This is a genomic window from Thalassotalea insulae (assembly GCF_030161395.1).
Classification (GTDB): Bacteria; Pseudomonadota; Gammaproteobacteria; order Enterobacterales; family Alteromonadaceae; genus Thalassotalea_E; species Thalassotalea_E insulae.
The window spans coordinates 2,688,747-2,709,871 of the sequence record NZ_BSST01000001.1 but is presented as its reverse complement, the minus strand read 5'-3'; the positions used below and the strand labels follow the sequence as shown (position 1 = coordinate 2,709,871).

The following is a 21,125-nucleotide window of genomic DNA, read 5'->3' as shown; positions in this document are numbered from 1 at the left end:
TTATTAACTCATTACCGTCACTGTATGTAAAAAGCACTTGGGTAACAAGGCATTAACAGAAAATAGCGCTAACCCCGCTGGGTTAACGCCATTTAATTGGATATTATTCGTACCTTAAAGCAGTACTCGGTTCCATATTTACCGCACGTTTGGTTGGCGCATAAATGGCAAACATCACCACGAGCGACAAACCTATCACCACCGTAGTAGCTTGCATAAAGTACATGTATATTGGGAACAACTCTTCGGTAAAGCTATGAAAGCCATAGGAAAGCAACGCAAAAATCACTAACGCACAGCCCAGACCGATAGTCAGCTGCTTGGCTCCTTGCTTTAAAAACAGCTGGATAATATTTCTATCACTGGCCCCAACCGCCCGACGTATACCTATTTCATGGGTACGTTGCGCCACCGAGTTTACGGTTAAACCATAAATACCCACCATGGCCAGCAACAAGGCAAAAAAACCAGTGCCAAAAGTAATGTTCGACAATAGTCCCATGAATTCACGCATTTTATTAAGATTTACCTGAGCAGGCTGTACCGCATAGACCAGTTCAATATTGCGATCGACCTGAAACATCGCCCGATAGAAAATATCTTCAGCATTTGGTGTATTAGGCAATAGGCGATACATAAAAACTTGGTAGCTATTAATGAACTGACGCCCCGAAACATAAATTTCATCGGCACCGTCTAACGAACCAAACAGGCTAGACGGATTCATTCGGTTAGTAACAACGCCAACAACAAAGACCCTTTGTTCCTTATCGTCTATTGTCATAGTAAAACTTTTTTCCAGCGGCGACTCCCCCGGCCAGTAACGATTAGCCATCGATTGACTGATCAATACATTGAGCCGGCTACCTAAGTTATCTCGATGGGAAAGCTGGCGCCCTGTCACTAAGTTTACTCCTACGGTTTCAGTATTGCCGATCACGCCTATGGTATCGATTTGTGGTTTTTCCTGCTCTGACGCATAGTCAACACCATCTAAAGTCACGGTTGACATATCCGTCCAGTAGTTTGACAACACGCCTTGCACACTAGGATGTTCTAGAACTATCTCTCGTAACTGCTCAATTAACGCCAGTTGTTGCTCTTGCTCAGGGTATTTATTGGTTGGAATGTTAATGCGAGCACTCATCACATTAGAATAGTCATCACCTAACTCCAAGTTAATAAATGTATGCGCGATATAGCCGGAAATCGAACCTATTAACATTAATATCGCCACCAAAAAAATCTGCATTGTGACTAAAAACCTTGATAACTTACCCGCTTTTTTACCCTGAGCACCACGAGTGCCATCACGTAAGGTAGTATTAATATCTTGATGGGCAGAACGCCATGCCGGCAAAAATGCCGAAAGCAAGATCGTAATCACAATAAAGCCAAGACCAACCAAAAACGTTTCGATGTCCATGCCATAATGCCACCAAAATGAACCGCCAGACGGCACCCAGGCATGGAAGGTAATTTCAGTAAAATCTAATGCCGCTCCCACCAATAGCAAAGACAAAACACCACCCACTACTGAAATAATGACCCCTTCCCACATCAATTGGCTAACTAATCGTGAAGTAGTCGCCCCAAGCGCTGCGCGAATAGCAGTTTCTTTACTACGCTCAATTGAGCGGGCCAGCAATAAGTTACCAACATTAATACAAGCCAATAGCAAGATCATCCAAGCCACAGCATTTAAAAAGATAAATGCTATTGCCCCTTCGCCTCCGGTTTGTGCCATTTGAAAGGTAAACAACTGGGCACGTTTTTCAACATCAGGCATATCATAAAGTTTGACATTTTGTTGATAAACCTGATTGATCGCCTGAGTAAGTTCCTGCTCAGCTGCCTGCTGTGTAGAGCCTGGTTTAACTCTAGCATAAGCAAAATGCGGCTCACTTAAATTCGCCGGCAAATCAAATACCTTATCCGATAACGGCAACCAAACCTGGGCAGTGTTTGGAAAACGATAGCCTTTGGGCATCACACCTATTATTTGGGTGATTTCGCCATTCAATTCCAAGGTTTTGTTTAATACATCATCACTGCGATTAAATTCACTTTGCCATAGCTCTTCTGAAATTAACGCAACGGGCATCGCCCCTTTTTTAGTATCTTCTGCTTGAATAAAACGACCGACTAACGGTTTAACCCGGGCAAACTCGAAAAAACCGGCTCGGACATAGCTGCCAGAGATATTTTTACCGGACTCATGCTTTGAAATGCGAACATCCCGATTATCGTAAATGCCCAATTCAGCAAAATGCTTAAGATCATCTTTGACCTGATAATATTCATATGCACTGGGTAAACGATAGCTACCTTGAGTGATCACACCGATTGACCTGGCACTTTCACCGTCCGGCAAAGGTAGCGGCTTATAGATGGTGGAGTATAAAAACGAAAAGGTAAATAAACTAATGGATAAACCACCGATCAATACCCCTAAGGTCATGGCGGTAAATTTCGGTGCTTTTAATAGCAAACGCAACGCATATTTGATGTCAATGATTATAGAAGACATATTATTACCCCACAGCTAATTCTGCAGTCGCTTGATGACCAGATTGACGCACATGATTAATGTCATCTTTAACCAATTGACCATCAAACATTTCCAATGAACGGCTAGCGCGTTTTGCTGAGGCAGGGTCATGAGTCACCATACATATGGTCGCGCCGTCCTGATGCAGCTGATCAAATAGTTGCAATACCGATTCAGCATTTTTTGAATCCAAATTACCGGTCGGCTCATCCGCCAAAATAATTGCTGGGTTATTGACTAAGGCGCGCGCCACGGCAACTCTTTGCTGTTGTCCACCTGAGAGCTGTGACGGAAAATGATTCTTACGGTGTGCCATTTCCACTTTCGCCAGCACTTCATTCACTTTATCTGTCATTTCTGCCTTGGACTTATCTTTATGATAAGTAAGTGGCAGCATGACATTCTCCGCAACAGTTAAATCAGAAATTAAATTAAATGATTGAAAAACAAAACCTATTTGTTGACTACGAATAGTAGCGCGTTGATCCCGGCTTAAACTAGATACGTCTTTACCCGCCAACATATAACTGCCTGCTGACGGCACATCCAGCAGACCAAGCAACGATAATAACGTCGATTTACCACAACCTGACTGGCCGCTTAGGGACAAATACTCCCCTTTATTAATAATAAGGTTGATATTGTGTAATGCCCGCGTTTCAATTTCTTCCGTTAAAAACGTTTTTGCAATGTTTTCTAGCTTGATTAATTCCGTCATTATTCTTTCCTCTTATGCGCCATATTTTCTGCGAATTTGGTGTAATTTATTTAACTGTTAATTGATCATGATTTCCTGATGTTCCTGCCAATCCGTGGTGTCTGAAATAATGACTTCATCACCAACCGCTAAACCGGAAACAATTTGAATGGTATTCACCGAACTTTGCCCTAAATTGACCTGGGTTTTACTGGCAAATTGCTTATCCTGACTTAATTTAAATAACCCGATTTGGCTATGACGCGGGGCATACATGGGGCGTTTAACATATAGCGCGTCATCAATATTAGCGATCTCAATTAAGCCGTCAACCGTTAACTCAGGTCTCACCTCACTCGGTAACTCTGCCGTTAACTTAACATCAACCTGCACCATGCCAGCTTTTACAGCGGGATCGATACGTAACACTTCGCCGCGAATTTCACTGGTACGAGTATCTATCGTTACTTGCTGGCCGATACGAATGTCACGTATCCGCACTTCCTGCACTTGTAATTCAGCAAACAGGGTTTGTTGATCGGCCACTAACACCACACTATCACCCACCTGTGCCCGCTCACCTAATTCTAACGATACTTGTTGGACCACCCCAGAAGTAGAGGCTTTTACCTGTAAAGCATCCACTTGTTCCTGCATCCGCTGATAATTATTTTCAACCAAGCCAAGTCGCGCCTGATGGGCCAATTTAGTCGCTGCCATATTGGCTTTCATCTTGTCCACTTTCTGTTTTTGTGCCAGCCAATATTGTTGCTGCTGCTCTACCGCCAGCTGACTTTTTTGATAATCCAGTGCCGAAACCGTGGCATTACCTTGCTCAATTAAAGCGGTTTCCGCATCCAGTTTTAATTTGGCAGACTGATAATTAAATTTTGCCGCGATCACTGAGTTTTCCAAATCAACCAGTTGCGATTCAAGTGCAACATAAGCAGCGTTGCTTTCTGCCTTATTGGCTGCCAGTTCCCAGCGCGCTTTTTCTAGCTCTCGATGTAATTCAGGATTAGACAACTGCACCAGTAACTGACCTTGTTCAACATAAGCGCCGGCTTTTACATGGACCTGCTCAACCTTTCCTGCAACTTGCGAAGATACCCATTGAATATTTAACGGTTTTAGCACCCCGGTGGCCCGCACATTGACTTTAAAGCTTCCTTGTTCAACTCGCGCCGTAATCACATCTGTTTGCTCTACCATATAAGAAGCATTGCCAAAGACGGCTTTTAACTTAAATAACGAGATCACTAATAACGCTAGCGGTAATAAATACCAGTATTTTTTCCAGATGGGTTTGGTAATTTTCTCTCGTGTTATATCCATAATTTGTTATTCACTCGCCAATTGATAACAAAATAAGAACAAGAGTTGTGCCAATGAAAAGAAAACCATAACAGATTGATTTTAAATGATTTATAAATAATGATATAAAAAACAACCGACCGCATTGTGTCAATATCGAAACAGTTATCAAATTTAGTTGTCGCACTTTTGCGACAACTGGTAGCCATTCACATAAGTTTGGCTGGCAAGGCTCAGAAATTGACAAATACAGGGCGACCAGCAAAACTGATAAGATGTCAGGGTGAAAAGGAGCGCTATGCGGGTACTTGTCTCAATACTACTGATCGGCATACTAACCAGTCCACCGAGCATTAGCTGCGCATTAACAAAAACTAAACCAAACATAGAGTTTGGTACCACTAACACACCAGAATCTTTATTATTTAAGCAAGCACATGCTATTTTACAGCATGCTTTTCAACAACTAGGTTACCAGTTTACCCTTAAGCACTTACCCAATAAGCGCAGCCTGATGTTTGCAAATAATAATAATATCGATGGCATTGCTTTTCGCATTGAATCATTAACCAGCAAGTATCCAAACCTGATCAAAGTAGAGGAAGTATTATTTAGCTTAGAGCAATTCGTTTTTAGCCGTAAACCGATTGAAGTTAACGGCTGGCAAAGCCTCAGCCCCTATAATATAGCTTATGAAAGGGGGACCTATTTTATTGAGCAACACAAAGCTGTACTGCCAAATTTATTCCCTGTAGGGAGTAGCAATCAGGCGTTTCAAATGGTGTTTCATGAACGCGCAGATTTAACCATTACCAGTGCGAAAACAGGGCAAAAAATCTTAAATCAATATCAGTTTCTATTTAACGGGGCGATTCAGCAGCAATCACCTGCCATCGCCCAGTTAAATTTATATAGTTATCTTCATAAAAAGCATCAACGCCTGGCAAAAGAACTGGCACAGCAACTACGACAAATGAAAGCCAATGGCGAATTTGACCGGATTAAAAACAAGGTACAATAACCTTAATAATAAACGGCATAAATAGTTAGTCATTGAGCAAGAGTTTAACAGCTTAAAGACAAGGCATAGATTGCAAAAAAGGTTATTCTCGATAACGGCATAGCATTGGCTTTTTACTGTTTGTATTTTGTTATTCGTTGTAAGTGACTAATGCCGAGATCTTTTCCGCCCACGTGTGGTGAGTCGTTTCTTGGTGCTCAGCTAGCCATTGCGTTAAAAAATCGATAAATACTCTTACCTTAGTAGGTAAATACTCTCGTTTAGGATAAATCGCAAATACCCCATTTTCATGTTGAGGTGGCCTAAAATAGGGAAATAACGATACCAACCCACCATTTTCTAAACCTTTTTTCGCTAAAAAATGTGGAAGTTGAGCAACACCAAACCCATCAATACACATATTAGCCATACTTTCCCCATCGTCAGTTACATGGGTACGCTGCAATTCATACGCTTGATATTTCCCTGATCTGTCTGGTAAAAATATTGGCTGTAACTGTTGAGTTTCTTTTATACGAAACCCAATCCATTGATGATGATTAAATTCAGATGCACAAGTCGGGGTGCCATTTTTCTTCAAATAATCGGGGGATGCACACACCAAAAAATCCATCGGGCTTAATCTGCGCGCAACTAAACGGCTATCTTTTACATAACCAGTACGTAGCGTTACATCAATTTCTTGCTCTATGATATCAATATGAAAATCATTAATATCGAGTGTAATGTGGATGTCAGGATATTGCTGACAAAAAGCTTTCAACACCGGACGCAAATACAAATGTCCGTAACAAACAGCAGCATTAATTTTTAACGTCCCTGAGGGAGCGTCATTGAGATGCTTTAATTCATCTTCACAATGATTTAAATCCTGCATTGCCTTACGTACAGTATCTGCATATCGCTGACCGGCTTGTGTAATACACAATTGACGAGTAGAGCGCTGAAATAAAGTTAATTGTAGTTGCGACTCTAATCGAGCAATGGCTTTACTGACCGTAGAAGGATCGGTATTGCATAATCTCGCCGCTGCCGCAAAACTTCCACCATCGCAGGTCGCCAAAAACATTTCTAATAACCGTAACTTGTCCATTTTCTGCCGAAGTTTATCTCGAAAAGCTTTTTACTATATCAGCAAACATTCGTGAATAGTATTCATGACACAAAGGGATTTCAGGATATTTTTCTTGATACTTTCAATATTTACAATAGCGCTAATTGTTGAATATTTTGTAATTTGAGAAAACATGGACAAAGCTATTCCGCCAACCAATACCCTGATGTATTTTTTCTTTGCCTTTATCGCTATGGTGGGTACATCGTACATTAACTTTTTACCGGGCGTGGTTAACGCCTTAGCTGGCAGCATTGGCTTTTCGGAAGCCGAAGCAGGACAAATTGTTGCACTTAATATTTATGGCGCCTTATCCGGCAGCATCGCCGCAGTTTTTTTGATAGGTAAAGTTAACTGGAAATGTGTCTTAGCACTATTTTTAGTATTACTTGCTACATTCGACTTAAGCACATCTTGGATTAGTGACTACATTATTATGTTAGTTTGGCGATTTATCGCAGGCTTTATTGGTGGTTTCTGTATGGGTATTTCGTTTTCAATACTGGCTCGCCTTGCCAGCCCAGATCGTGCTTTTGGTGCCCTACTCTTTACTCAATTTGGTATCTGTTTTGTTGTGCTGGCCATATTACCTTCACTTGAAGCAATACTTGACCCATATGCCGTATTTTATGTCATGGGGGTGCTTAGTTTAGTTAGTGTTTGCATACTATTTACTTTACCTGACCAGTCATTAAAAGCAGATGCTCCAACTGAAATAAAAGGTCGCATTATAAATAAAACAGGCGCTGCATTATTGATGAGTGCGTTAATGCTTTATTTGTGTGCGGCAAATGCTATTTGGACTTACGTTGGGCTGATTGGTTTAAATGCAGGCATAGCTGAGCAAAATGTTAACAACGCTATTGCGATAACAAGTCTATTAGGCTTAATTGGCGCATTACTACCTGTATTAATCGGTAAGCGTTTAGGACGATTATTCTGCATCATTTCAGGCATTGTTTTTTCAATTATCGCCGCATTTTTGCTTAGCCTTAAGCCGATGTCCATCGGCTATTACGTCATTGCCATGTCTCTGATCTTTTTTGCATGGCCTGCGGTAAATGCTTATTTATTAGCGACTACAGCAGAGATGGACCCTAGTGGCAAATTGTCGAGCATTGCGGCGTTAGTCTCTCTATTTGGCGCAGCCTCTGGCCCTATGATGGCATCTGGTTTAATTGGCGACGGTGATTTCACCTCAATGTTATACAGCTGTAGCGCAATTTTCATTGTTAGCGCTATTTTTTCCATTCGTCCCACACAACAGCAAACACCAGATGTAACGTTTGCAAACGCCAATCAAGCGTAAAGCACACGATTTGATATCACCTTGTAACAACAGGAATAACAGAGCAAACAAAGGATAAACCATGATTAAGTATTTATTTAACAATATGCTCAACTCAATGAAAGAGCGATATAACTACGACGTAAGTTATCAACAAGACATTTTACGCAATGACTTAGGTGCATTCTTAAAGTTTATGGGATTTCAAACCATGGCATCACACTCATCAAGTGTCCCGACCGCCCCGCTTTATGCCGCACGGATCAGAGCAATTTTGTCTGAAGATTGTGGTCCATGTGCGCAACTGGCAGTAAATATGGCATTAGAAGCGAAGGTTGCCCCAGAAATCGTTTCAGCCATCATTGATAACAATTTAGTTAAGCTACCAGAAGATGTCGCTTTGGTCGTTCAGTTTACTGAATACGTGTTAGCCCACAATCCCGAAGCAGATGATTTACGTCATGAAATCATCGCATTATGGGGTGAAAAAGGATTGATCACCTTAGGTTTTGCCATTAGTTCTTATCGCGTTTACCCTGCGTTCAAATACGCTATGGGCTATGGGAAGGCATGCAGTAAACTTCAAGTAGAAGATTCCCCCTTTGCAGTGACTCAAGCATCTGCAAGCGTACAAGGTTAACCGAAATGAATAGTCGATTAGTCATGCTAGTTGCGCTTTTACTCGCAATATCATCACTGATGAACGCTACCTTGATGATAATTGATCCAGAAACTTGGTATTGGATGGTCCCCGGAGTACCTGATAGAGGGCCGTTCAATCAACACTTTTTACGTGATATTGGCTTCATCTATTTGCTCATTGGCATCGCATTTCTTTACGGCGCATTTTACCCAAACAACAGGTTCACCATTTGGCTGGTACCCACTATATGGCTGGTGACTCATGCCACATTTCACTTATGGGAAATTGCTGTCGGCATATGTGGTCCCGAATTTTTTCTTCAGGACTTTCCCGGGGTCACCCTACCTGCAGTATTGGCAACATGGCTAGTTTATGTCAGTAAGCCAGGAAAAATTAATGCTTAATAAGCCGTTAGTAAAGATAGGGTTGAGTTTAACATTAGTACTGAGTTTAACTATTGTTTTTAACCGTTTATCGGTAAAGCCTGTGGCATCAACTCAAGATTCTATAGAATGGCTGCAACAGCCAAAATCAGTTAATGACTTCACTCTTATCAGTGCCACAGGTAGGTTTTCAAATACCCATTTAAAAGACCACTGGACCATTATAGTGTTTGGTTATATCAGTTGCCCTGATGTTTGTCCCACTAGCTTGTTTGAACTATCCTTGCTGGCTAAAAAGCTAGAACAAGAGCAAATACTGCAAAACCTTAACTATGTTTTTGTTTCCGTTGACCCACAGCGCGATACGCTTGCAAACATCACCCAGTATGTCAGTTATTTTCATCCTGACTTTATCGGCGTTACTGGTAGTTTGGTTGCCCTTGAGAGCCTTACCCAAAGCATTGGTATACGCTTTAGTGCAAGTGAACTTGCTGGTAGCTATACCGTATCGCACTCAGTGTATTTTTCGATCATTGCACCTGATGGTCGTTTATACGGACGATTTAAGCCTAATTTCGACGTCGAAAAACTGGCGCAAGAATTAAAAAACGTTGAGACTGCCAATGAGTCAAATCTATTTAAAAATATGACTAATGAAAAATAAATACAATGTTAATATTCTATAAATTATTTGTTACAGAATTTACTGTAAAATATTTTACTTAACTAAATTATATGGGTACCCTCTTTGATCTTTAAAGTGAAGCTGTGTCTTTGTGGTAACCCCTTTGTCTTTTCAAACCCTAATTTCTAGCATTTGTGCTTTTCTTTTCTCTTTGTTTTTCAGCCTACACGTATATGGTGACGAGCTGGTTAATTTAGGTTCTCCATTTCTCAACTATAAACAATTAGCTGGGATAGACGTAAGCAAAGTAAGTACGATTCTTCAAGACTCCAGAGGTTTTATTTGGCTTGCTACCACTGAGGGATTATATCGTTTCGACGGTCAAAATATGACACTTTTTCCAGGCATGGAGCAGTTTTCCAGTCCTTATTTAGAGTTCATTGTTGAAGGAGAGGATGGACGAATTTGGATAGCTACGCATAATAAAGGTCTGGCGTTTTTTGATACTAAGTTAAGTCGTTTAAACTTTATGCCGTTGTCTAAGTACTTGCCACAAACATGGCGGGATTTAGAAAACTTTCCTCCTATTGGTGGACTTAAGGTAAGCGGTGGGGATTTGTATATCGCAATTAAAGATCGCATCTTAGTTATCGATGAAAAAAGCTTTACGCTGATAAAAGACATTCCAGTGCCTGTTGGTGAGGCGAATTTAATAACAACATTATACGTTACTAGTCATAATGACATATGGGCCGCAAGCTACCACGGCACAGGGCCGATGCGCTATGACGGCGAACGTTGGCATCAATATCAGCATGATAACAATGATGAGCAGACAGTGAGCTCGACTATGGTGTTTACGGTATTTGAAGACAGTAAACATCGTATTTGGCTTGGTACCTATGCCGGCTTAGACTTGTATGAGCCACAAACCCAACAATTTACTCGATTTGCTGCACACGATGTTCAGTTAAAAGAAAATTTAATAAACAACATGGTTACCTCTATCGTTGAAGATGAGCAAGGAAGTTTATGGTTGGGGTTTTATGAGCGAGGGTTATATAAATTTGATCCGACTAATAAAATATTTTTTCATTACCCTTCAATTAACAAAATAGAAAAAACCCACCTATCCAATCGTTTACCAACATACGACAATAGTGTTTTTATAGATCAACAACAAACTATATGGACATTAACCAGAGAAGGGATTGGTCAACTTACTCAACAAAGCAGACAATTTAAGCAGTGGGGGAGTTTAACGGGTGAGGAGTGTACATCGACTACTCTATACGAAAGTAAACACGGATTGTTTTTTGCGTGCGAAAATAAACTATTCCTCAAGCAAGGGAAACAGTTTTCCCTCATTAAAACGTTTGCGAGCAAAGAAAACTCAGCAAAAATAGTGGTTACGTCTGTGGTGGACGGAAACGATGATGATGTTTGGTTTGCTACCAGTGGCGATGGTATTTATAAAATAAATCTCGTTAATCTGGAAGAAAAACACTACCAATTTAGTAGCTCATTAAAAAATGAGCTCGCCGTGAACATGATTTGGTATATAAATTATGATCGACAGAGTCAGCTTTATGCCCTGATGGGGCAGCACCCGTCGCAAGAAGGCGGCGCTATTCTTATCTATGACGAAACAGCAGATGCTTTTAATATCATGAGTACAGGCTTTAAAACGACATATTTTGTTGATGCTGATGATAACCGCTTATTAATTGATCGCGCCTATACCACAGAAAAGCAAAATCTATTGTGGTTTGATACACAAAACAAAACTCTAGAACCGTTGGCGATAAATACAGGCGATGTTATCGCGATAATACGTTGGCAGAACAGTGTTTGGGCTTCAACTGAAGAAAGTGGTGTTATTCGCATTGATTTAAAAAGTGGTGCGATTAAGAAAATAGATACGGGATTAACAACCAAAGTGCATGGCTTTTATCTGTATCAAAATAAGCTCTATGTAGCCAGTAAAAACAATTTATATCAAATGGCTGCCAGTAATAAAACTGGAACACAAATCAGTTGTATCACTTGTAGCCTCCATCTAAAAACACCAGAATTAAATCATTTACAGTATGGTCAACTATATGAATCATATAGTTTTTTAACAACATCAGGTGAGTTGTACGTTTTTAATAAAAATAGCCTAATAGATGTCCCTATTGAAAAAATCATCCCGTCGTCGGTTGGCCGTAACTTAAAAATTACAGAATTTAAAGCCATGGGCAAAAGGGTATCGCCTAACGAAGAAAACAAACATGCACGGTTAAGCGAGTCCATTGAACGTGCGAAAGTCGTGACGATTTTTCCAGGAACGACGCTGTTATCCTTTAAGTTCTCTGAGCCTAGCGCTATCGAACCGCAAAAAATCCAATATGCCTACCAGTTAGATGGGTTAAGCAATGATTGGATTATTACAGACAAAGGCAAAGGTGAGGCTATTTTCTCTTTATTACCTGCTGGCGATTATAGGTTAAACATTCGTTCTACCAATGAAACAGGGCAATGGTTATCAAATGATATTTCTATACGTTTAAAAGTGTTAGCACCTTGGTATCAAAGTATATATGCCTATGTGTTGTACCTAGTTGCTGCTATGTTATTCCTTTTTAGCTTGTCGTGGCTTTACTATCGTAAAAAGCTTGCAGAAAAAGATAAAGTGAACACTTTGGCACTTACTGCTGCTAAAGAACGTGTTTTTGCGAATATATCGCATGAGTTTCGTATACCACTGACCTTGATATTAGGGCCCGCTGACGTAATAAAAAAACAGGCAAAACAGGAAATTGTTGCAAACAACGTTGAATTAATTGAGCGAAATGCTCATCGACTATTGGGTATGGTGGATCAATTATTACAACTAGCTAAATTGAAAGAACACCATAATGAAAAAGCAACCCAGCAACACGTAAAAACAATTTGTCATTCAACTGTTAGCATGCTTACGCCATTGGCAACAGACAAATCGATTAAATTACAGGTGAGTATTTGTGTTGAAGATAATGCTTGGTTGATGGGCCCAACGGGTGTACTGGAAACGATACTCAATAACTTGTTAAGCAATGCATTTAAGTTTACTCATGCTGGTGGAAAAGTGGTACTAGAAGTAAAGCAACATAATCAGCAGTTGTTACTCCATATAAAAGACAATGGTTGTGGCATACCTACCGAAGAATTGGATAACATTTTCGAACGTTTCACTCGAGTTGAAAATAGTACCGCAAATACTCCTGGTTCCGGAATTGGTTTAGCTTTAGTCAAGGAATTGGTGAACAGCGTAAATGGGGACATTACTGTTGAAAGCACGCTAGGTGAAGGTACTAAGTTCATGCTAAAACTCCCTATTTTAGTTCAGCCACATGAAGCCTCATTGTCACATCGGGAAAACGAATCTATTGTGCCTGTAACCCGTCAATCCCCCTCTTTGTGTGATTATACATCGACATATCTAGAGCCTGACAATGTCGATGATTTCAACATCAACAACGATAAACTCCTGATATTGCTTGTTGATGATAATCCTGATATCCGCAAATTTCTGAAAGACTCTCTTCTTGATGAATATCACATAGTGGAAGCTAAAGATGGAAAACAGGGGCTAGAGCGTGCTCTAAAATACAGTCCTGATTTAATTATTTCCGATATCATGATGCCAGAAATGAACGGTTTTGAGCTATTAAGCCAAATCCGAGAAAATATGGCAATATGTCATATTCCTATTATTTTGTTAACGGCAAAAGGCGATGATGAAAGCAAGTTGAAAGGCCTTTCAGATCTCGCGGATGACTACATCACAAAACCATTCAACCCAGAACAATTGCACGTGCGCATTAAAAGTTTACTAGGCTTACGAGAAATTATTCGAAAAAAACTAGATAAACAATTTAGCGCTTCTAAAGGAAAAAATAGCAAAGCGACAAATGAAGGTTCTAAAAAAGTTGGCCCAAGCCTTACTGAAAAAGACCACCAGTTTATTGAAAAGCTACAGTCGCTTTATCAACAATTGCACACAGATTCAACACTAAATTTGTCTATGGTTGCCGACAAATTAACGATGAGCGAACGACAATTACAAAGGAAACTAAAAGTGCTGTTAGGTGCTACTTTTAGTGAGTCGCTTCGAGATCACCGCTTAACACAAGCGAAACATTTGTTGATGCAAGGAGAGCAAGTCGCCGTCATTGCCGACAAAGTAGGGTTTAATTCCAGCAGTTATTTTGTCCGCTGCTTCAAAGCCAAGTATGAAGTAACCCCCAATGAATTTCGAAAAACAAACTGAGCTTTGTTGCTAAAATGATGTCAAATGACACTAGCTTATAAGCGTAAAAATGTGACATTTGTCGTCATTATTTAATAATTTGTCACAATCTTTCTACGATTTGTCGTAAATTTAATACTTATTATTCTTTATATTTCAGTAAAATAGCTTTCCTTTTCCGTAAGCATAAAACGGACAGTGTTTAAATTTATCAAAAATGAAGTTTATCTATTTAAAGGAATATAAATGATCAACAGTATCAGCAAGCTTAGCTATTTATCTTTATGTCTATTAGTTGTTGGCTGTGGCAGCAGCAGTAAAGACAAAGTTAGCGAACCTACTAATTCAGCACCTATTGCCCATATCACATTGGAAAAGAACCAAGTCGCTGAAAATGAAACCATTACGTTTAGTGCTGAAAAAAGCAACGACCCAAATGGTGATAAAATAACTTATCAATGGCGTTTAATTGACGCCAATGGTCAAACGTTAACCCTAGATGATGATCAAAGTCAGGTTATCGAATATACGCCACAAAATTTTGGTAACTATACTATTGAACTATCGGTACAAGATGACAAGTCAGCTGCCAGTAAAATCACCAGTCAATTTACAGTAACACCTTCAGAAAATGACTATCCACTAGCGAAAATTGATGCAAAAAGTAAAGCTAAGGTTGGCGCTGTACATTGGTTTAATGGTGAACAAAGTCGTGGAGCGCCCGGTGAACAGATTAATTTTGAATGGCGTTTAGAGTCTAAGCCTGATGGCAGTAACGCTACCATGCAAGATACAACGCAGGTTAAGTCTTATTTTATCGCAGATCAACCGGGCGATTATCAAGTAGTGATGGAGGTAACCAACTCAGTAAACCAGCTTTCAGCAATAAGTGAATTTGATCTTTCAGTGACAACACTTTCAACCAATAGTGAGCCTGTGGCTGCTATTCGAACAGAACAACGTGAATTTTCGCTCAACGAAGTCATTATGCTTGATGCGTTAAATAGTTATGACGCTGATAACGATGTACTCTCTTATCAGTGGCAAATGGACGAAAAGCCTGAAACAAGTATGGCTGAAGTTGTAATTTCAGACGAAAAATTTGCTCAATTTAACGCCGATGTTGTTGGTGAATACAAGGTGAAACTTGTCGTTTCTGATCAAGAAACGCAAAACGAAAAAAGTGTTGTGATTAAAGTAACAGATGACAATATCGCGCCTGTAGCGAATGCTGGTGTTGATTTTGTTAGTGCGCTTAATTTACCTATAACATTAGATGCAAGTGCGAGTAATGATCCTGAAGGTCAACCGCTTGTATACGAATGGTCGTTGCTAACACTTCCTGAGAACAGTGATTATGAAGGGGTACGACATTCTATATCTGAAGATAATGTTAATTTTACCTTCGATCCAGATGTGGTGGGACTTTACACTTGGCAACTTCGTGTGTACGACGGGCTAGCATACTCTGCCATTGATTCTGTGACGATAGAAGTTACCGAAAATCAAAAACCTGTCGCCATTTTACCAGAGAGTATTGTGGTAAATGATGCTGACGTTGTCACTATCTATGGCACAGAAAGTTATGATCCTGAGCAGCAAAATCTGACTTACAATTGGCAATTCAACACAACTCCAGAAGAGTACGATGGCGAGATAAGCCATGTTAATGACCAAGCAACTTTTTTCCCAACTAAGCTAGGCACATACACAGTACAACTTATCGTTAACGACGGTATACAGGACTCTGTACCAGTTTCAATGGTTGTCGAAAGACAAGAGTCCCCCACTTACACACGTGAGATATCGGGTAGGTTAGTAGATGGGGGAGGCAAACCAATTGTTAATGCTCAAGTCGGGGGTATCCTACAAAGACGTAGTTCTACTGATGAAAATGGTGATTTTTCACTTACTTTTTCTAGTAGAAATCTAGGCGCAAGCCTCTCTTACTTGACCTTTAACATTGATGGAAAAATTTTGGGTTGGACGCGTTTAGGGGATTATGCGGAAACACCTTTAGATGCTGGTGATATCAAATTACCCGTGATGCAGCGCAAAGATATTTCACTTAATGCGTGTGACGGCTATAGTGGACCGGATACTACGACCATTACATTTCATCAACTAAGTACAGGTTATGAAAATACACGTTTTTTAAAAGCTACGTATGCTGAGCTAACAATAGGTGAAGAACCTGTGCAAGTGTTGTTACCAGCCACAGCAGAATTGTCACTTAGTGAATTTCAACATCACTTAACGGTTGTAGAAGCTGAAAGTGGCTTAGCGACGTTTACTAACACCTATCAACTAGATGATACTCAGCAAGATAGGCTAACGCTGACCATCTGTAATTAATACATTAAGTGCGACTAATGACAAACGGCTTCGTAAAGAAGCCGTTTTTCGTATAGGTGAGTCCATCCCCCCCAGAACCAGCACAGTTAGTGATTGACCAAGGGTATACTATTCGAGAAGCGGCTGAAGCGATGAATGTTGGCAAATCAACAATGGCGCTTTTCATTCGTTTTACCGCTGAAACAACCAATTTTCATGATACTCATTCATAAGACACGCTCTAGGCCTTTTTATTGTTCACAACTTTGATTTTTGGCGCCAGCTGAATTAAGCCATGATGCCCATTAAAATCGCAAACCAACCAAATTTGCTCAAACGGGTGTGAGCTTGGCACCTGCACTTTGGCTAACTGTTCTAAAATAAAATGTGCCGTCCATTCTGGATGCGCATTGCGGATCACCAGCCAGACTTGTTGACTACGGTAACGTTTTTCAGCCTTTGATAAGAGTATTCGTTGTAGTGCTTCGATCAAGCGCTGAGCAATATTGCTTTGCTGCTGTAACTCCAGCAATGCTTGACGTGTACGAACCGACAGCTCCCGCCCCAGTATTTTCATCGCTTCCTGCTGTGATGCGTACAGATGGGCAATTTCCAAATCGAGGCATTCACCATTTAAACGACAAGATACGTCGGGCTTAATCGGTTTGTTATGCCAGATATGACGAATTTTTTCGCCAGTTAACTTTTCATAAAGCCGCATGAATATTTTCGCTGCCTGATGCTCAAGCTTTATTTTTTCCTGAACACTTGCTGAAAGTTGGGTCATGGGGATATCAGGTTTTTGTTTTCGCGACATTAAAAGCTATTGCCTCATACACTAACGCCTTAAATGCTTCAGTGTTAAATTCATCGCTTTGATAGATATCGACTGCCCGTCGCTGGTTGCCGCCAAGGCTGGCATTAAAGAGTTTTTCCGGATCGCTCAGCTTTGCTCCTTGATTAAAGGTTAATTTAACCTTGTCTTTATAAGATTCGCCAGTGCAAATAATACCGCCATACGACCACACGGGAACGCCGCTTGGATTACTTGGCTTACGCCATTTACAATCCTCTTCCACTTCAGGTGCGACAGCTTTAATCGCTGTACGTATTTGCGTTAACAGCTCAGCGCGCCAACCGCCAACTTCGGCTATTTTATAATCTACTTGCTCACTGCCGTTTGCCGTTAATACCTCTGTACTATTCATTGACTTTATCTCCTTATATTTTCAATTAATTGACAATAAAAATACCTTGTTAAGGCTGCTTATCAAAGGTTTTCATTCCTTCAGGAATTTGATACCAGTCCTGTTTTTCACTGACCCAAACATGAGCCATTGGCTGAATGACTCGGGTATCTGATAAGTTACTTGGCTTTAATTTTATATCATCCGGTTGCTCAGGATTAACGTGATAAATCCGGTTACCACAAGTCGGACAAAACTTAGCAGCGCTGGTATTGCCACTATCGGCAGAGCGCCTCCAATCCTGCATTTCCCCTTCAAACTTGACCGTATCAGCTTTGACCATAGCGGTAATACTAAAAGCACTGGTAGATAATTTTTGACATTCGCGGCAGTGACAAGCCACCACCAACGACGGTGGTGCTAATAATTGATACCTGACATTGCCACATTGGCAGCTGCCATGAATAGGATAATTAATCTCTGACATTTGCTTCCCTAAGTACTGGTATTATTGGCAAGTATCTCTATTTCGGCTAATAGCGTAGCAAAATATTCATTAAATGTTGAATACTTAGCACGTTGTTGCTGATAGTTATTTAAACTGTGTAAAACCTGTTCGATATAAATATAACTGCGCGATTTTTCATACTGCAGCGCTTTATCTCCCTGCTCTTTACCTTGCTGATACGCGATATAGGTAGTAACGCCACGCACCACATGCTCATTTAACACCGAGAACCAGTTGCCATAACCTTGCTTTTTCATCGCTTGTTGGATGGGGGCTAACAATGTAGCACTGCTATTGATCCGTGCCTTATATTCGTTAAAAACTGTCCGCAAAAAAGAATGACTAAATTCATGATTCACCAACTCCAGCGTACGAGCTGAACTACCAAAATCAGGACGCTGTTTTGTCATTGCAGTAGGTCCATTTACAGAGTAAACATGCTCTCCTCCATCTCTGGTAAAAATGCTCGGGCCAAAACCGCCATCATGAAAATTAGGGGCGAGCACAATATTATAGGAGCGCTTATCGGTGCCATAAAACACTTCGAGATCAGCAATTTGACTGTTACCTTTTATTTGTGAGGCACTTTGATTAACTAACTCCCGGTATAGCCCTTGCTCACTTTGATAGAACTCAGCAAATTGTGCCTCTTGGGCAAATTGTTTTACCAACACTAAAAATTGCTTAACCTCGGTTTCGCTATATTGATCAGTGAGAATGTCGGGACTAAATTGCAAATTTTCATCGACATTAAACATATAATCTAGCAATAACATCGCAGTAACCGGACGAGCAAAGGTAAAACCTTTGTTAACCAGACGATCAAATTGCTGCACCGCAGCATGGTGCTTAAACGGTAAAAAATACTCCAGCATATGCTGCTTATAATCGTGAGCAAAGCGGGTCACTAGCGGGCTGCTGCCATACTCATCACTAAGCACCTGAATGGCAGACAGTAATTCAATCCTCGGGTCGACACTAACTCTGACCTTATCCAGCTGAACACTGACGATTTCTGCCTGCTTAATATGTCTAGCAACACAAGTTGCCATTGAAGCAATAGCAGCTAAAAAACAAATAATAAAAATATTGGCCCGCATGAACATTTGGCTTTCACCTTATAACGACTGAAACGTTGATTATTACCCTGATTAACAGAAGCAATAAGCTACAATGCTAATGAATAAGTTTCAACAAAATAAATAAAGGTTTCAAGTAATTACATTAGCTGAAACCTTTACCTTTTAGTCACTTATTATTTATTGCACCAGCTTGCTACGATACTGGCACAGTAAAAACTACAATCAATTTCAGCTATTAACGGCCAACTCCATAACATCTCCCTGGTGCAGTAATTTGTACACCTTGTTGCGGATGTCATTCGCTTGCTCATCAGTTAACGTTTTATCGATATGGCGTATCACTAACTCGAGGAGCACATTTTTTTGTCCGGGTAGCATCCCCATACGCTTATGTGCTGCTGCCGGAAGATCTTCATATGGAGTTTCCGCCTTCACCGTCAGTGATTCAATCGAAGCAACATCAGGTAACTGCTGCCGTAAAATATCACCGATTTGTTCTTCATTTAATGATTGCTCAACTGATAGCGACAGATCTCGACGAATCGCCGGCATTAAGGAAACCGGCTGATAAGGACTAAGATCCTGCATTTGTGCTTTCACCCTGACATCCTGATTACGCAATAAGCGGATGTCAGGGATATTTTTTCTCAGCATTAATAAGCGGTCCAGTCCCAAGCCCATCGCAAGTCCGGTATGCTCAGTTAAATTAGCCTGATCAAGAATGTGTCTTGCTGCTAAACCACACTCGCCTACTTCCACCCATTCATCTTGCCACAAGACATCAATTTGCACTCCCTGTTCTGTATAAGGGTGCGGTGACGCTATAATGCGCCATGGCATCTCTGGCACGGCGGCTTGCATCACAGTCGCTATCATTTGCTCCAACTGCTGATAATCCATCTTCAGACCAGAGTGCTTATCAACAATCCGCCATAAATCCAGCTGATGAGGTTCACCACAATGCAGGCGGTCGATGCTGTCTCTTCGATAAACCAGACCTGGCAATACCAATAGCAAATCCTTCGGTGGATCAATACTTAGCCCTGCTAGTAAATCAGGAATGGCGCAAGAGGTTTGAGTACGTAGAATTAATCGCTCAGAAACATAGCGGGTATAACGGGCATCACGCGCCGCACCATCAGACGGATAACCGAGTCGATCATAGTTATTCTCCAGTGGAACAACAGGACTGGTACGCACCAGTTGTCGTCGGCATTGCCATTGCTGTGCTAATGCGCTGTGAATATCTTTTAACATCAACTGCATCGCATGTTGGCCATAACGCGCATCAGAAAGGTCAGCAAGCATAAGTGCCTGGGTTAAAGATTCTTGAGTTAATAAAATTGGCATTTTTGTTTCTCCTTTAAGTTATCTAGTGCGGAGAACTTAGCCAGTTAGCCTCTTCAAAGAAGAAAATAACTGACCAAAACGAAAAACCCCTGGGGGTGCCCAGGGGTTTTCCGCAAAAATCAGATAATATTATCTGCCGCCCGAGCCATGAATCTCCCAGGGGCGCATAAATCGAATAGCAGTGTATATAACTAAAGAAATTTTCATAACGAAAATTTACCTGAAAAACCAAGCTGTTGTCCAGAGCTAAAATAATAAATTTTATCAGTCTCTGTAACCCAGCGAAGTTAGCGGGCAATATTATCTCTCATTATCATTAGTGCGCAATTCACGAACCGGTCTGATCTCAACACTACCATAACGTGCAGGAGGTATTTTTTGTGCTAACCTCAGCGCATCATTCATATCTCTGGCCTCTAACATATAAAAACCAGCTAATTGTTCCTTTGTTTCAGCAAAGGGGCCATCTGTGATCAAAGGCTTTTCATCTCTCATTCGCAAAGTTAATGCCGAATCAGTGGGCATTAACGGCGCACCATCAATAAAATTTCCAGCAGAAACTAATCCTTCGACGCAAGAGATACATTCTTGATTTAAATCATCCCATTGCTGCTGGCTCAGGCTCTGCATTTGTTTTTCATCATAATAAACCAAGCATAGATATTTCATTCAATTTCCTTGTCATTCTATCGTTACTTTCGGCGGTCAACGCTTAAGTTTAGGTTTAAGTTAAGGTTTAAGTTAAGGGGTAAGTG

General features: G+C 40.7%; 18 protein-coding genes. 8 read left to right on the top strand and 10 right to left on the bottom strand.

What is annotated here, in order from left to right; translation table 11 throughout:
* Positions 1 to 103: 103 nt before the first annotated feature.
* From QQK06_RS12285 to QQK06_RS12275, 3 genes are read right to left on the bottom strand one after another with little or no spacing between them, the layout of a single operon-like run.
* Positions 104 to 2,530, bottom strand: a complete 2,427-nt coding sequence (locus QQK06_RS12285; RefSeq protein ID WP_284244989.1) for an FtsX-like permease family protein — start codon at positions 2,528 to 2,530, stop codon at positions 104 to 106.
* Positions 2,531 to 2,534: 4 nt separating this feature from the next.
* Complete coding sequence (locus QQK06_RS12280) at positions 2,535 to 3,269, bottom strand: ABC transporter ATP-binding protein (RefSeq protein ID WP_284244988.1); 735 nt, start codon at positions 3,267 to 3,269, stop codon at positions 2,535 to 2,537.
* Between the two features lie 57 nt (positions 3,270 to 3,326).
* Positions 3,327 to 4,583: an efflux RND transporter periplasmic adaptor subunit gene (locus tag QQK06_RS12275; RefSeq protein ID WP_284244987.1), complete on the bottom strand. Its 1,257-nt coding sequence runs from the start codon at positions 4,581 to 4,583 to the stop codon at positions 3,327 to 3,329.
* 277 nt (positions 4,584 to 4,860) lie between these two features.
* Between QQK06_RS12275 and QQK06_RS12270 the strand changes: the two genes are divergently transcribed.
* Entirely contained in the window at positions 4,861 to 5,583 is a 723-nt protein-coding gene (locus QQK06_RS12270) for a substrate-binding periplasmic protein (protein WP_284244986.1), read from the top strand.
* 130 nt (positions 5,584 to 5,713) lie between these two features.
* Here the strand turns inward: QQK06_RS12270 and QQK06_RS12265 are convergent, their stop codons facing one another.
* The gene (locus QQK06_RS12265) at positions 5,714 to 6,676 is read right to left on the bottom strand and encodes a LysR family transcriptional regulator (protein ID WP_284244985.1); all 963 of its coding nucleotides are present in this window, start codon (positions 6,674 to 6,676) and stop codon (positions 5,714 to 5,716) included.
* Positions 6,677 to 6,830: 154 nt separating this feature from the next.
* On the opposite strand from QQK06_RS12265, the gene QQK06_RS12260 reads away from it, so the two are divergent.
* The 7 genes from QQK06_RS12260 (at position 6,831) to QQK06_RS12230 (ending at position 16,476) form a co-directional block, all read left to right on the top strand.
* Positions 6,831 to 8,006 (top strand): MFS transporter, encoded by a 1,176-nt coding sequence (locus QQK06_RS12260; protein WP_284244984.1) that lies wholly within the window; start codon positions 6,831 to 6,833, stop codon positions 8,004 to 8,006.
* A 61-nt stretch (positions 8,007 to 8,067) separates the two neighbouring features.
* Positions 8,068 to 8,625 (top strand): hypothetical protein, encoded by a 558-nt coding sequence (locus QQK06_RS12255; RefSeq protein WP_284244983.1) that lies wholly within the window; start codon positions 8,068 to 8,070, stop codon positions 8,623 to 8,625.
* Between the two features lie 5 nt (positions 8,626 to 8,630).
* On the top strand, positions 8,631 to 9,032 hold the full coding sequence (locus tag QQK06_RS12250; protein WP_284244982.1) for a hypothetical protein: 402 nt from the start codon (positions 8,631 to 8,633) through the stop codon (positions 9,030 to 9,032).
* Positions 9,001 to 9,675: an SCO family protein gene (locus QQK06_RS12245; protein ID WP_284244981.1), complete on the top strand. Its 675-nt coding sequence runs from the start codon at positions 9,001 to 9,003 to the stop codon at positions 9,673 to 9,675. Before QQK06_RS12250 ends, QQK06_RS12245 begins: the two co-directional genes overlap by 32 nt.
* 349 nt (positions 9,676 to 10,024) lie before the next feature.
* On the top strand, positions 10,025 to 13,930 hold the full coding sequence (locus tag QQK06_RS12240) for a hybrid sensor histidine kinase/response regulator transcription factor (protein WP_284244980.1): 3,906 nt from the start codon (positions 10,025 to 10,027) through the stop codon (positions 13,928 to 13,930).
* A gap of 225 nt (positions 13,931 to 14,155) precedes the next feature.
* A complete protein-coding gene (locus QQK06_RS12235; protein WP_284244979.1) occupies positions 14,156 to 16,264 on the top strand; it encodes a PKD domain-containing protein in 2,109 nt (702 codons plus the stop codon).
* Positions 16,265 to 16,320: 56 nt separating this feature from the next.
* Positions 16,321 to 16,476, top strand: coding sequence for a hypothetical protein (locus QQK06_RS12230; protein WP_284246649.1), 156 nt, complete (start codon positions 16,321 to 16,323; stop codon positions 16,474 to 16,476).
* A gap of 8 nt (positions 16,477 to 16,484) precedes the next feature.
* Here QQK06_RS12230 and QQK06_RS12225 read toward each other — a convergent pair whose 3' ends face one another.
* The 6 genes from QQK06_RS12225 to QQK06_RS12200 form a co-directional block, all read right to left on the bottom strand.
* Entirely contained in the window at positions 16,485 to 17,060 is a 576-nt protein-coding gene (locus QQK06_RS12225; protein WP_284244978.1) for a hypothetical protein, read from the bottom strand.
* Entirely contained in the window at positions 17,038 to 17,451 is a 414-nt protein-coding gene (locus tag QQK06_RS12220; protein WP_284244976.1) for a DUF1801 domain-containing protein, read from the bottom strand. Before QQK06_RS12220 ends, QQK06_RS12225 begins: the two co-directional genes overlap by 23 nt.
* Positions 17,452 to 17,500: 49 nt before the next feature.
* The gene (locus QQK06_RS12215; RefSeq protein ID WP_284244975.1) at positions 17,501 to 17,917 is read right to left on the bottom strand and encodes a GFA family protein; all 417 of its coding nucleotides are present in this window, start codon (positions 17,915 to 17,917) and stop codon (positions 17,501 to 17,503) included.
* Between the two features lie 8 nt (positions 17,918 to 17,925).
* The gene (locus tag QQK06_RS12210; protein ID WP_284244974.1) at positions 17,926 to 19,038 is read right to left on the bottom strand and encodes a DUF4932 domain-containing protein; all 1,113 of its coding nucleotides are present in this window, start codon (positions 19,036 to 19,038) and stop codon (positions 17,926 to 17,928) included.
* A 210-nt stretch (positions 19,039 to 19,248) separates the two neighbouring features.
* Entirely contained in the window at positions 19,249 to 20,370 is a 1,122-nt protein-coding gene (gene srmL / locus QQK06_RS12205) for a PheS-related mystery ligase SrmL (RefSeq protein WP_284244973.1), read from the bottom strand.
* A 300-nt stretch (positions 20,371 to 20,670) separates the two neighbouring features.
* Positions 20,671 to 21,039, bottom strand: a complete 369-nt coding sequence (locus QQK06_RS12200) for a YciI family protein (RefSeq protein WP_284244972.1) — start codon at positions 21,037 to 21,039, stop codon at positions 20,671 to 20,673.
* Between the last annotated feature and the right edge of the window lie 86 nt (positions 21,040 to 21,125).

Excerpts from the sequence above, each read along its gene's own strand:
- QQK06_RS12210 (WP_284244974.1), bottom strand. The coding sequence starts at position 19,038 with ATGCGGGCCAATATTTTTATTATTTGTTTTTTAGCTGCTATTGCTTCA.
- QQK06_RS12200 (WP_284244972.1), bottom strand. The coding sequence starts at position 21,039 with ATGAAATATCTATGCTTGGTTTATTATGATGAAAAACAAATGCAGAGC.
- srmL (WP_284244973.1), bottom strand. The coding sequence starts at position 20,370 with ATGCCAATTTTATTAACTCAAGAATCTTTAACCCAGGCACTTATGCTT.
- QQK06_RS12250 (WP_284244982.1), top strand. The coding sequence starts at position 8,631 with ATGAATAGTCGATTAGTCATGCTAGTTGCGCTTTTACTCGCAATATCA.
- QQK06_RS12285 (WP_284244989.1), bottom strand. The coding sequence starts at position 2,530 with ATGTCTTCTATAATCATTGACATCAAATATGCGTTGCGTTTGCTATTA.
- QQK06_RS12275 (WP_284244987.1), bottom strand. The coding sequence starts at position 4,583 with ATGGATATAACACGAGAGAAAATTACCAAACCCATCTGGAAAAAATAC.
- QQK06_RS12240 (WP_284244980.1), top strand. The coding sequence starts at position 10,025 with ATGACACTTTTTCCAGGCATGGAGCAGTTTTCCAGTCCTTATTTAGAG.
- QQK06_RS12260 (WP_284244984.1), top strand. The coding sequence starts at position 6,831 with ATGGACAAAGCTATTCCGCCAACCAATACCCTGATGTATTTTTTCTTT.
- QQK06_RS12280 (WP_284244988.1), bottom strand. The coding sequence starts at position 3,269 with ATGACGGAATTAATCAAGCTAGAAAACATTGCAAAAACGTTTTTAACG.
- QQK06_RS12265 (WP_284244985.1), bottom strand. The coding sequence starts at position 6,676 with ATGGACAAGTTACGGTTATTAGAAATGTTTTTGGCGACCTGCGATGGT.
- QQK06_RS12220 (WP_284244976.1), bottom strand. The coding sequence starts at position 17,451 with ATGAATAGTACAGAGGTATTAACGGCAAACGGCAGTGAGCAAGTAGAT.
- QQK06_RS12235 (WP_284244979.1), top strand. The coding sequence starts at position 14,156 with ATGATCAACAGTATCAGCAAGCTTAGCTATTTATCTTTATGTCTATTA.
- QQK06_RS12270 (WP_284244986.1), top strand. The coding sequence starts at position 4,861 with ATGCGGGTACTTGTCTCAATACTACTGATCGGCATACTAACCAGTCCA.
- QQK06_RS12215 (WP_284244975.1), bottom strand. The coding sequence starts at position 17,917 with ATGTCAGAGATTAATTATCCTATTCATGGCAGCTGCCAATGTGGCAAT.
- QQK06_RS12225 (WP_284244978.1), bottom strand. The coding sequence starts at position 17,060 with ATGTCGCGAAAACAAAAACCTGATATCCCCATGACCCAACTTTCAGCA.
- QQK06_RS12255 (WP_284244983.1), top strand. The coding sequence starts at position 8,068 with ATGATTAAGTATTTATTTAACAATATGCTCAACTCAATGAAAGAGCGA.
- QQK06_RS12245 (WP_284244981.1), top strand. The coding sequence starts at position 9,001 with ATGTCAGTAAGCCAGGAAAAATTAATGCTTAATAAGCCGTTAGTAAAG.